Raw genomic sequence first — 11,778 nt, 5'->3', positions numbered from 1 at the left:
GGCGTGGGTCCCGGACCTCCGCCAGATCGGCCCATACGCTCGCTGGCGACCAAGGAGGTTGGATGCGGTACCGGATCGTCTGCGGCGCGCGCGCCGCGGTGCTCGCTCTGCTGATGCTGGTCGGCATGTCAGTGCTCACCGCCTGCGATCCCGATGACCCGGACCCGGCGACCACGACCGCGCCGACCGAGGACACGGACGCTCCACCGACCGAGGACACGGACGCTCCACCGGCCGAAGACACAGACGCTCCACCGGCCGAGGAGAGGCAGGAGCCGACGAACGCGCCGTCTGAGGGCTATGTCCCTCCCGCGCCTCTCCCGCCGACGGAGACCGAGGACGAAACGACTGACCCGCCCTTCGAGCCGAGCAGGTCGCCCGTCGCGCCGACGCCTGAGGAGAACTCACCGGGGAACCCCGAGCTTCCCCTACCGCCGGCTCCCGACGCCACGTGAGCGAGCCTTACGCGCACGGGACGGAGCAGGACCCGCCCGGCGCCGAGAAACCTCGGCGCCAGATCGTGGGCGATCTCGACAGCCCGTCCGCCCTCGTCAAATTGGTCGTCGCCCAGGGGACATTCATCGCCGCACTGATGTTCTATATCGGCGCGATCTACACCAGCACGTACTACGACTACTTCAATCTCCACTGGGGATCGATGAACCTGGGATTCAGCCAGGTCGCGTTGGAGAGCCTGAATCTGCTGAACCTGGACATCATGGTGGCGGCCGGGTGCGTGGTCCTGCTTGCCTGCGTCCCGTGGAGCCGCCGACCCCGTCGCGCGACGCGGATCGAGGCCGCCGCAGCGCGTTGGTACCCGCTCGTCGTGGTCACCGGGATCGTGCTGCTCGCGCTCTGGCACGAGATCCAGCCGTACGGCTGGGCCGGACCGCTGACCATCGCCGTCGGGCTCCTACTGAGCCAGTGCCGGGATGCCGAGGGACAACGCCCTCAAGGTTTCCGCCGCCAGGCCGTGCCGGTTTTCGCCGCCGGCATCTTCCTCTTCTGGACGGTGACCAACATTGCCTGGCAGCAGGGCAGGCAGGACGCTCAGGCACACGCAGCGGCCGTCACCAGCTGGACGGGAGTCCTGGTGCTCAGCACCAAACCACTGAGCTTGCCGACGGCTTCGGTGAAGGTGGAGAAGTTCTCGAACGACCACCTGCACCCTTACCGGTACTCGAATCTGCGTCTACTCGCAGAACACGACGGCCGCTACTTCGTGGTGACGCGCGACTGGGACGCGCAGGTGGACGAGATCTACGTGATCCGGGAGAGCGCGGCCACCTGGATCGCACTGACCCCCGGCACGCGGCCCCGGCTGGTGGACTGAAGGGCCTGGGGTACTCACCGATCAGCCAGTGGCGTGTACGTCCCCGTCGACACGGCCATGCTCACCCGCCCACGACCGGGCATCAACCAATACCCCACCAACGGACAGACCCACGACTCACCTGCCCAACCGCCACGGCGAAGACCGTTGCAGTACTAGTCCTGCCAGTAGAAGAGCAGCGTGTCGACCGTGAGGGGGTTCCGTCCGCCGAAGTGGTAGACACACAGGTCCGTGACCCGGATCGCGCCCGTCTCCCCGTCGATCCAGCCGAAGCCCGCCGATTCGAGCGCACGGCAGGCGGCGTCGGGAGCGTCCTCCTCGGCGGTCGCGAACGGGCCGAGGGTGCTGATCAGCAGCCGGTCCCCGCCGACCTCGATCACGTAGTACGTCCCGTCCCCCTGCTGGTTGTCCTCGCCGCAGGAGACCGGGGGCTTCGGCTCCAGGCCGGCCACCGCGAGGGCGGCCGTCGCCCGGCGGAGCAGGTCCTCCACGTCGGGGCGGGCGGGCGGCTCGGCGCACACGGCCTCGATGCGCCACCGAGGGTCGCTCGCGCGCTGACAGCCGAGACCGTACTCGTGCACGATCGCACGGCGGAGTTCCTCGTCCAGGCCCTCGACCTCGACCCTGGGGTGTCCCAGGCGTTCGTAGACCGCCTGGGCCTCGGCCCTGTCCTCGGTGAGGCGGTACAGCGCGTACGCCGCCCAGACCTGCGCCTCCGTCGTCGGCGCTTCGTCGAGGTAGGCGCGCAGACGGTCCGCGTCGGTCGCGAGCGACTGCGCGGCGTACGCGACCCGCCGATCAGGGTCTGCGAGCGCGTAGGTCACGTCCTCGTCGGCGCGGTACCGCATCCATACGCGGAACTCCCGGTCCTCGGGGCGCTCCTCGCCGAGTTGGGCCAGGATCGCGTCCGCTCCGTACCGGTCCACGAGACCGTCCAGACCGGCATCGCCCGCGTCGCGGTCTCTCCGCCCCGGCGAGGCGGCGAGGGTCGCCAGTTCGCGCGCGGCCGAGCGGTCGCCGAGCAGACCCCGCGTCTTCAGGAAGGCCGCGCCCATGCCGTACAAGGTGTCGGACGCGCGGTCCTCGTGCCGCAGCCAGGGCAGCAGCTCAGTCCGGTCGGCGAGCAGGTCGAGGAGGGCTCGGCGCACCTCGGGGGTGTCCCCGGGGTCCTGGACGCACGCGATCAGCCCGGGGACGTACCGCTCGGGGACCCGGCCGGTCAGCGCGATCACGCACGGCCTGCGGCGCCACCACGGGTGCCCGGGGTCGGCCACGTAGCGGGCAAGTTCCTCCGCGCCGACCTCCCGAGGCCTGTGGTGTCGTCGAATCCGGCCTGCGGTATCAGGGCCTCGATGCTTCGCATCCGGGAATGCTAAGGCCCCGGCAACGCGCTGAGCAGGCGAATCTCACGCACGCGCGCACGGTCTGCCGGATGGGGACACCATGGACGTATGACGCTGCCCACGCTGCCCGGCGAGCGTGGCCTCGCCGTCGTCGAGGCGCCGTCCGTGCTCGGGTTGCGGCCGTCCGGGGTCCAGGAGCTGCCGGAGGCCGTGCTCGGTGGAGTGGCTCGGGTCGCGCGGGTCGAACCGCCCGCGTACGACCCGGCGCGGGACGTCGAGACCGGGGTGCTCAACCCGGATGGCATCGCGCGGTACTCGGCAGAGCTGGCGGACGTCGTCGGCGAAGTCCTCGACTCGGGGCGCTTTCCCGTCGTCCTGGGCGGCGACTGCAGCATTCTGCTCGGGAACCTGCTCGCTCTGCGGCGCAGGGGGCGGTACGGGCTGCTGTTCCTCGACGGACACACGGACTTCTACCAGCCGTCCGCCGAGCCCGCCGGCGAGGTCGCGTCGATGGAACTCGCCCTGGCCACCGGGCGCGGCCCCCGGCAGCTCGCCGATCTGGAGGGCCGGGGACCGCTGGTGCGGGACGAGGACGTCGTCGCGTTCGGGTTCCGTGACGCCGAGGAGTCCGCCGCGGCGGGGAGCCGGCCGCTCCCGCCGGGGCTGTACGCCCTCGCCCTCGACGACGTGCGCGCGGCCGGCGTGGGCGCGGCCGCGCGCGGCGCCGTCACCCGGATCGCCGAGCGGGACGGCTACTGGGTCCACCTGGACGTCGACGTCCTGGACGACGCGATCATGCCCGCGGTCGACTACCGACAGCCCGGCGGGCTGAGCTGGGCCGAACTGGAGGACGTACTGAGGACGGCCCTGGGCCACGAGCGTGCTGTCGGCTTCGACGTCACGATCTTCAACCCGCGGCTCGACCCCGGCGGGACGATCGCCGACCGCCTGACCGAATGCCTCCGGCGGGCCCTGGCGGTCGAGGGCCCGCCGGTCTAGCGCTCTTTCGAGCATGGCGCGGCGGCCCTGACGCCGTCAGCGCCGCCCTCCCCGCCTGCGTCGTATCCAGATCCCGGCGGCGGCTCCGGCCGAAGAGGCGACTGCGAGCCCGACCGTGGTCAGCCACGGACCCCAGGTCTCTTCGTCTTCGTCTTCGACTTCGGCCGCGGAGCGAGACGTCGACGGGGACCGGGAAGCCTCCGGAGCCGACGATGTCTCCGGCATCCCTGCAGGCGTTTCGGTCGGGGTGGCTGCGGTCCCGCCCGGAACCGTCGAGGCACCGGCCGACGACGCGACCGCGGCAACCGTCAACTGCCGCTCTGCGTGCCCCAGCGCGGGCTGTCCGGCCGCCACCGTGACCTTCCAGATGCCGGTCGGTAGGGCCTCGGTCGTGGTCCAGTCGGTCGGGCGGGCGCCGCGGACGAGTTTCCAAGGGCCCGCCGTACGGCGGCCGTCCGCGCTGACCGCACTGACCAGCGCGGCGACCTGCTCGTCGACGGCGTCGCCGTCGTTCTCCCAGGTCACCTTGGTCAGGACGTGGCCGTCCCGGTGACCGGTGATGACCACGTCCAGGTTGTCGCCGTGCGCGGCGGCGGGCTGCGGTACGGCGAGGCCGAGGCCGAGGCCGAGCGCTGCGGTGACGACGCGTGCGGGTCGGGTGGCGGTGTGCATGGCGGTGCTCCGGTCCGGTGCTTGAGGGAAGGCGTGGGCTTGCGGGGCGTGGGCCTGCGCGGCTGGGGCTGACGAGGCGTGGAGCCCGCGACGCGCGGGGGCCCGCGAGGGCGGGCCGCCGATCGGCGGCCCGCCCGACGTGCGACGCGGATGCGACCTTCGGGCCGACTCAGCCGGCCCGGCGGGCTGTCCAGATCTGCGCCTGCCGTCCGTCCACGCGCTGGAGGTCGAGCAGCCAGGACCCGTAGTACGGGCGGCTGCTGACGGTCAGGGCGTAGGACCCGCTCCGGTCGGTGAGCGTGACCGCGCCGTTCGCGACGGTCATCCGCCACTGCTGTGCGGAGGAACCGGCGGCACAGGGCTGCTGGGCCACCCACATGCCGGGGGCCGGCGTGCCGCCGGGCTGCAGGCACTTGGCGGAGGCCGCCGACCGGACGCGCACGAGACCACTTCCCGCGTCGTCGAAGTACCACTGCTGCTGTTCGTACCCGTTGCTCTGAGCACCGACCAGGACCGTGCCGTCGGCGCTCCGGCCGCCCCACAGCTGGGCGCTCAGCCCGGTGCTGCCGTTGGAGAGCAGATAGCGGGTGCCGGGGGTGGTGGTGCCGCCCGCCCCGGCGGTACGGAAGCTCGTCGCCCGGCCCGGTCCGCTGTCACGGCCCTGGCCGTCGCGGACGGAGACGGCGGCGGTGTGCGAGGTGCCCGGCCGCAGGTTGTAGATCCGCAGTGCGGTGCCCTGCACCCAGGTCAGGTGCCTGCCGTCGAGGAGCACCTGGTACCAGGACGCTCCGCTGACCCGCGGCCAGCTCACCACGACGGAGTCCGCCTGGATCTGGCCGACCGTCACGTCCGGCCCGGTGCCGGGCCTCGGCCCGGTCGGCGTCGGCGTGGGCGTCGGCGTGCGGGTGGGGGTGGGGGTGGATGTCGGGCTGGGTGTGGGGTTCGGTGTGGGGTCCGGTCCGGTGCCGCCGCCCTTGGTCCGCATGAGGAACTGGTTGTCGGCGATGTTCCAGTGCGTGGCGAGATAGCTGCCGGCCCGCGGGCTGGTGTGGAAGTAGTCGTCGTGATTGCAGTCGAGGATGTTCTCGGAGGCCCGGTTGGTGCAGACGTTACGCATCTGCGGGTAGTACGGGCTGTCCGAGTAGCACATCACGTCCCACTCGTCCGTACAGTGCGCACCCCGGCTGGTGTTGGGCGCGCTGTTGTTGACCGCGCCCAGGTTGTGGCCGAGTTCGTGGGCCGCGGTGTGCCCGCCCCAGCAGCCGCTGTCCGTACGCCCGTACGAGGGGCCGAAGTTGCTCTGGTTGGACTGGCCCGGCCGCTCGTCCCCGGCGAAGGTGCCGATACCGCAGTACACCTGTGCTTCGGCGAAGATCATGTACTTGCGGTCGCGTCGGTCGAGGCCCTTGGCGGCGAGCGCGCGGTTGGTGGCGCTGAACTCGGACAGTGCGGAATCGGTGAGTTCGATGTTGAGGACCGTGGGCGTGCAGTCCGCGGCCGTCACGTACCGGATGTGGCGGACGCCGCCGGTCTCCTCGGCGCTGACCGAGTAGATGAGGTCGGCGTCGGCGGCCCACTTGCGGAAGGAGGCGAGGTACTCGGAATACCGGTCGCGTCCCGGGCCGTGGACGTACACGACCTGGACTCGGTTGCCGGAGCTGCCGTCGCTGTCGCACTGGACGGTCTGCCCGGCGGGCCCCGCGGCGGTCGTGGTGGTCCCGGTGGCGGCCGGAGCGGCGGCGGTGGAGGGGCTCGGCGACGCGGCGGCGGCCGTGGTGCGCGGGGCCTGCGCGTCGACGGCGGGCGTGTCCCGCGAGGGTCCCTGGCTCTTCCGGGGCGCGGGCTGCGTCGCGGCCGGTTTGGCGGGATCGGCCGCAGGGGTCACGGACTTGACCGCGGGGGGAGTGTCCTTCTTGATGTCGACGCCCTTGGGTGGCGCGTCGGGGCCGTGGGTGCACAAACCGGTGGCTGTGGCGTAGACGCCCGCGCAGCGGTCTCCCTCGGGGGCCACCTTGAGCCCGTCGTACACCATGCCCTTGGCCGGCTCGTTGGTCGGCTTCTTCTGGATCGGCTCGGGCTCCACGCTCCTGGCCGGCGCAGCGGCGGGGACGGCGGTCTCGGCGACCTCCGCGATGTCGGTGGCGGGGGTCTCGAGGCGGGCGAGCGGAGCCTTGCCCGAGTCCGCGCGTCCCGCCCCGTAGGCGATCCCCCCGGCTATGACCGCCGCGATGGCCATCGCGGCGGTCACGCCTATGAAGGGTCTGCGGGGCCGTGCCCCGCGTGCCTGACTCTCCTTCGGCTTCCTATGTCTAGGCATGCACACCTCAACTCTTTGGTCAGAAGACTGGGTGCGCGGAAGCCTGTCAGAACCTCCCGGTGAAGAATTCGGACAAAGGGGAGAGCACTCAAAGAATCCATTCCGTTACCTACGCTTCCGTATCTGATGAACACTCAATTAACTTTAGAATAAGGGTAGTTGGCTTTACTGGGGAGGCTTGGTCCAGGCCTTTCCGGCGGCCCCGTTATGTAATTGAAATAGAACGCTGGTGGCTATTGACGCGAATTCAGTGAAGGATTCACCTAATTTCTCACCTCGCGAATCCCTTCGATCACCACCTGTGATCACCTGGCCCACGCGGCTTTCGATCCTGCCCGGCTCCTGGCCCGGCACGGCCGGCGACGAAGCCATCGACGTGACGCGCCCGCAGGCTGGCGCCGCCACGATCCGACGCCCGCGACGGAGACGGCAGGACCCTCCTCCGCAATGTCCGACCGCTTCGCCCAGGGTCGTCCCCAAGGCGGCCGGGCACCTGGCACACCTCGACGCCTTCACCGCCGCACGTGGAGGCGTTTGCACATGACCGCCCCGGCGGGAGCGGCGTGATGAGCCCGGACGGGCGACCGGCACAGCGAGGACGTCCCTGGACAGTGGGACGAGTGGGAAGGAACGTGCCGCCGAACGGGGCGTTCTCGCGTGTCCCGTCACCACTGTTCACCGGGCAGGCGCCGGGGTGGACAACCCTTGCTGCAGGTTCCTCGAAAGGCTGGCCCGGTCGGGCGGCCGACCGGGTGCCGTCTGATGGCTGTGGAGAGGGCGGAGGTGGGGGAGTTGCCCAGGGGGCCGCTCTTGTCCCTGCGGGGGATCACCAAGCACTTCGGCGGGGTCGTCGCTCTCGACTCGGTCGATCTCCAGGTGGACCGGGGGCAGGTGCTCGGTCTGGTGGGTGACAGCGGAGCCGGCAAGAGCACACTGGTCAAGGCGCTTTCCGGAGTGGTCCCGCCGGATGGCGGGACTATCGAGTGGCAGGGCGTCCCCGTCGAGCTACGCCGGCCCGCCGATGCCCAACGGCTCGGCATCGCCACCGTCTACCAAGACCCGTCGCTGGTCGACCGCTTGGACGTGGTCGCCAACCTCTACCTCGGCCGCGAGCTGCGCAGGTTCGGGGTTCTGCGGCAGATCGAGATAGAGAAGCGGTCCATCGCGCTGTTCGAACGACTCGCCATCAGCCTTCCCGGTATCCGAACCCCCGTGAAGGCTCTCACCCTGGGCCAACGTCAAACGGTCGCCATCGCACGGGCGATGCTGGGCAGGCCTCAGCTGGTCGTCCTCGACGAGCCGACCGCCACACTCACCGTGGGACAGACCTCGCGCATGCTCGACCTGATCGGCCGACTGCGGGACCAGGGGCACGCGGTGATCATGGTCAGCCACAACCTCGACGACGTTCAAGCAGTCGCTGATCGCATCGCCGTGCTCCGGCTGGGCTGCAACGGAGGCGAGTTCGAATCCCGGTACACCAGCCAAGAGCAGCTCGCGGCCGCCATCAGCGGCGGCCATCCGCTCGCGGTGACTCTCCAGCAGAGCCTGCTGCCGCGCGGGCTACCGGCACAGGACGCCGTCGAGGCCGCCCACCGGTACCTTCCCGCACATTCGGGGGTGGGCGGAGACTGGTTCGACGTGATCCCACTGTCCGGAGCCCGCGTCGCACTCGTGGTCGGTGACGTCGTCGGACACGGCCTGCACGCCGCAGCCACCATGGGACGACTGCGTACCGCCGTGAACAACCTCGCCATGCTCGATCTGCCGCCCGACGAACTCCTCACCCACCTCGACGAGGTCGTTGCCCGCATCGACGATGAGCAGACGGCCGGCGGCCGAGAGGACGCTGTCGTCGGCGCCACCTGCCTCTACGCGATCTACGACCCGGTCACCTGCCGCTGCCAGCTTGCCCGCGCCGGGCACCTGCCGGCCATGCTGGTGAGCCCCGACGGCACCACGGACATCCCCGAAACGCCGGTCGGACCGCCTCTGGGGTTGCGCGGGCTGCCCTTCACCACGGTCGAGTTCGACGTCCCCGAGGGCAGTCAGCTGGTCTTCTACACCGACGGGTTGGTGGAGTCACGGACCCACGACATCGACGTGGGCCTGGAGCGGCTGCGCACGATCCTGTCGCACCCCGGGCGCAGTCCGGAGGAGACCTGCCAGGCCGTGCTCAGAGGGATGCTTCCGGCGGATTCGGCCGACGACATCGCCCTGCTGGTCGCGCGTACCCGCGCGTTGCCCGGCGACAGGATCGCCGAGTGGAACGTCCCGCCCGACCCTGCGGCGGTGGCCGCCGGCCGGGCCGCCGCCACGGCCCAACTGCGCCGCTGGGGTCTGGAGGAACTGGTCCTCGGTACGGAGCTGATCCTCAGTGAACTGGTCACCAACGCCATCCGGCACGGTGGCAGTCCGATCGGCGTGCGTCTGGTGTACGGGCGGACGCTGATCTGCCAGGTCGCCGACACCAGCAGCACCTCGCCGCGAGTGAGGGTGGCCGCGGACACGGATGAGGGCGGGCGGGGTCTGTTCCTGGTCGGGCAGATCGCCCAGCGCTGGGGGACGCGGTACACCGAGACCGGGAAGATCATCTGGACCGAACAGCAGTTGCCCTGACGGCAAGGCCGCGCGTGTCGGCGGCTCGCGGTGATGCAGTCCCGAAGCCCGAAGCCCGAAGCCCGCAACTCGAAGCCTGAAGCCTGAGTCCGCAACCCGCAGCCGGGTCGGCGTCCCCGTGCGGCCTCCACAGGGGTGGGCGACGACGATGCGGCGCACGGCGTCGGTAGGGCGAGTCGGGGTGCAACTGCCACGACCGCCCGCCACCAGTGCCCCGACAACGGCGCCCGCGGGTCGAACGTCTGACTCCCGGCCGCCTGCCCGAAAGGATGAACGGCGCCCGTCGACGGCGTTTCGCCCCGGTGCCGCCGTCACCCTGCTGACGTGCGCAAGGAGCTCGATTTCACGGTCCCACCCCAGCGGCCGTCCCGTACCGCGGCCGTCCCGGCCCCGCCTACCCCCGGCTCGCCCCGACACCGGCCCGCGCCTTCGCTGAGGGACCGGACGCGGTACTGGGTGGACCGGACCGTGGTGAAGGGCATGACCACGGTCGCGGGCTGGCTCGCGCTGGCCTGCCTGGCCGTGGTGGCACCGGCGAGCGCCCTCCTCGTCTGGACCGACAGCCGCTCGCCCGACACCGTCCAGGGCAAGGTGGCGACCGTCTGGCGGACCGTCGGCCAGACCCTCCGGCTCGGCGGCGAGGTCGGCCCGCCGCTGCGGATGGTCCTCTCCGTCCTGCTGGCTCTCGTCTCCCTGCTCTACGTCTCCACCCTCGTCGGCCTCGTCACCACCGCGATCACCGACCGGCTGACCGAGCTTCAGCGGGGACAGTCGACGGTCGTGGAGCGCGGCCACTCACTGGTCCTCGGTTGGTCCGAGCAGACCCCGACGCTCGTCGCCGAGCTGCTCGCCGCTCATGCCCAGCGGCGGAACAGTGCGGTCGTGGTCCTCGCCGACCGTGACAAGCTCGACATGGAGCGGGAGTTGCGGGCGGTTCTCACCGCCGTCGGCGGCCGACGCGTCCGGCTGCTCTGCCGCCGGGGCCGCCCTGCCGACCCGGCGGCTCTCGCCCGTGTCAGCCCGGCTGCCGCCGGGGCGGTCGTGGTGCTGCCGCCGGACACCCCCGAGGCCGACACCCAGGTCGTCAAGACGCTGCTCGCGCTGCGGGCCGTGGTCGGCGACGCCAGCCCGGTACGTGTCGTGGCGGCGGTCCGGCAGACCCGGAACGTCGCTACCGCTCGGCTCGCCGCCGGGCCCGGCGCGGTCGTCCTCGACGTCGACGGCATCGCGGCCCGGACCCTCGTCCAGTGCGTCCTCGAACCCGGACTGTCGCGCGTCCTGGAGGACCTGCTCGACTTCGCCGGTGCCGAGCTGCACGTCCACCGAGTCCCCGGGCTCGACGGCCGGACCTTCGCCGACCTGCGGGCGGCCTGCGCGGACGCGTGTGTGGTGGGCCTCGTACGCCCGGACGGCTCGCCGCTCATCAACCCGTCGCCGCAGACAGCCCTCGGCCCCGGCGACGCCGTCGTCGTCCTGGCGGAGGACGAGACCCCACCGACCTGGACCGCGCCCCCGGCAACACCCCTCCAGCCGACCTCGTACGTGAAGGCAGCGGAAGCGGCCGACATCCACACAGCCCCCCGCCGCGTCCTCGTCCTCGGGTGGAACCGGCGCGGCCCGGAGATCGTCGACGGCCTCGCCCGCAACGGCTGGGAGGCGGTCCGTGAGACGGCCCTCCCTGCGCCCGACCCGGCCCGCCGCGTCCTCGTCCTCGGCGGCCCCGACGGCCACCCCGACCCCGACGAGCACACCCTCGTCACCCTCCTCCGGCTCCGCGCCGCCGAGCGAGAGTCGGACCTGCGGAGCCCGACCGTCGCCGAACTGACGGACGCCCGGCACTGCCCCCTCGCCCCGACCGGCCCGCACACGGACCTCGTGGTCGGCGGACGGCTCGTCGGCCTGCTCATGGCCCAGGTCTCGCAGACCGTTGAACTCGCGGGCGCCTTCGACGAGCTCTTCTCCCCGGCGGGCAACGCGGTTCGCCTCCGCCCCGCCACCGACTACGTCCCCGCCGGGACCGAGGCGCCCTTCGCCACGCTCGTCGAGGCGGCCGGACGGCAGGGCGCCACCGCCCTCGGCTACCTCTCCGGCGACTCCCGGATCCCGCTCCTCAACCCGCCGAAGACCGGAACGCGCCGTTGGTCGCACGAGGACACCCTGATCGTCGTCACCACGTCCGGAACCCTCCAGCCCCAGGAGGGCCCTGCCAGGCCGGCCGACACACGGGTCTTTCCCTGAGACGGCACGGAAAGGCGCGGCGGCGCTCAAGACGGCGTCGGGACGGCCACCGACACGGGGGTGACGTCGTGGAGGACTCGGGCGTCCTCCACGACGAGGCTGTCCAGCGGAAGGCGGAAGGCGGAAGGCGGAAGGCGGAAGGCGGAAGTCGGTGGCCGTGAGCGGTGATCCGACCTCCGCCGCGCAGAGGGTGGTGCGGCCGCCCGTGACGTTCGCCCGTGACGCTCGCCCGGCCGACGTGGTGGAGCGCCACGCAG

At 71.6% G+C, this 11,778-nt stretch carries 8 protein-coding genes; 5 read left to right on the top strand and 3 right to left on the bottom strand.

What is annotated here, in order from left to right; translation table 11 throughout:
* Positions 1 to 62 precede the first annotated feature (62 nt).
* Positions 63 to 455, top strand: coding sequence for a hypothetical protein (locus OG259_RS00455; protein WP_328940317.1), 393 nt, complete (start codon positions 63 to 65; stop codon positions 453 to 455).
* Positions 452 to 1,333: a hypothetical protein gene (locus OG259_RS00450; RefSeq protein ID WP_328940316.1), complete on the top strand. Its 882-nt coding sequence runs from the start codon at positions 452 to 454 to the stop codon at positions 1,331 to 1,333. Before OG259_RS00455 ends, OG259_RS00450 begins: the two co-directional genes overlap by 4 nt.
* Before the next feature lie 155 nt (positions 1,334 to 1,488).
* Here OG259_RS00450 and OG259_RS00445 read toward each other — a convergent pair whose 3' ends face one another.
* Positions 1,489 to 2,607, bottom strand: a complete 1,119-nt coding sequence (locus OG259_RS00445; protein ID WP_328940315.1) for a hypothetical protein — start codon at positions 2,605 to 2,607, stop codon at positions 1,489 to 1,491.
* 177 nt (positions 2,608 to 2,784) lie between these two features.
* Here OG259_RS00445 and OG259_RS00440 point away from each other — a divergent pair, with 177 nt between their 5' ends.
* Positions 2,785 to 3,675: an arginase family protein gene (locus OG259_RS00440; protein WP_328940314.1), complete on the top strand. Its 891-nt coding sequence runs from the start codon at positions 2,785 to 2,787 to the stop codon at positions 3,673 to 3,675.
* A 36-nt stretch (positions 3,676 to 3,711) separates the two neighbouring features.
* Here OG259_RS00440 and OG259_RS00435 read toward each other — a convergent pair whose 3' ends face one another.
* Both OG259_RS00435 and OG259_RS00430 read right to left on the bottom strand, forming a co-directional pair.
* On the bottom strand, positions 3,712 to 4,347 hold the full coding sequence (locus OG259_RS00435; RefSeq protein ID WP_328940313.1) for a hypothetical protein: 636 nt from the start codon (positions 4,345 to 4,347) through the stop codon (positions 3,712 to 3,714).
* Between the two features lie 169 nt (positions 4,348 to 4,516).
* Positions 4,517 to 6,595: an RICIN domain-containing protein gene (locus OG259_RS00430; protein WP_328940312.1), complete on the bottom strand. Its 2,079-nt coding sequence runs from the start codon at positions 6,593 to 6,595 to the stop codon at positions 4,517 to 4,519.
* Between the two features lie 831 nt (positions 6,596 to 7,426).
* On the opposite strand from OG259_RS00430, the gene OG259_RS41680 reads away from it, so the two are divergent.
* Both OG259_RS41680 and OG259_RS00415 read left to right on the top strand, forming a co-directional pair.
* Entirely contained in the window at positions 7,427 to 9,283 is a 1,857-nt protein-coding gene (locus OG259_RS41680) for a SpoIIE family protein phosphatase (protein WP_443051893.1), read from the top strand.
* 480 nt (positions 9,284 to 9,763) lie between these two features.
* Complete coding sequence (locus OG259_RS00415) at positions 9,764 to 11,521, top strand: CASTOR/POLLUX-related putative ion channel (protein ID WP_328940311.1); 1,758 nt, start codon at positions 9,764 to 9,766, stop codon at positions 11,519 to 11,521.
* The last annotated feature ends 257 nt before the right edge of the window (positions 11,522 to 11,778 follow it).

This window comes from Streptomyces sp. NBC_00250 (genome assembly GCF_036192275.1).
GTDB lineage: Bacteria > Actinomycetota > Actinomycetes > Streptomycetales > Streptomycetaceae > Streptomyces.
Note: the sequence above shows the minus strand (reverse complement) of the source record. Positions and strands in the feature narration are given on the sequence as shown.

Excerpts from the sequence above, each read along its gene's own strand:
- OG259_RS00455 (WP_328940317.1), top strand. The coding sequence starts at position 63 with ATGCGGTACCGGATCGTCTGCGGCGCGCGCGCCGCGGTGCTCGCTCTG.
- OG259_RS00440 (WP_328940314.1), top strand. The coding sequence starts at position 2,785 with ATGACGCTGCCCACGCTGCCCGGCGAGCGTGGCCTCGCCGTCGTCGAG.
- OG259_RS00435 (WP_328940313.1), bottom strand. The coding sequence starts at position 4,347 with ATGCACACCGCCACCCGACCCGCACGCGTCGTCACCGCAGCGCTCGGC.
- OG259_RS41680 (WP_443051893.1), top strand. The coding sequence starts at position 7,427 with ATGGCTGTGGAGAGGGCGGAGGTGGGGGAGTTGCCCAGGGGGCCGCTC.
- OG259_RS00415 (WP_328940311.1), top strand. The coding sequence starts at position 9,764 with ATGACCACGGTCGCGGGCTGGCTCGCGCTGGCCTGCCTGGCCGTGGTG.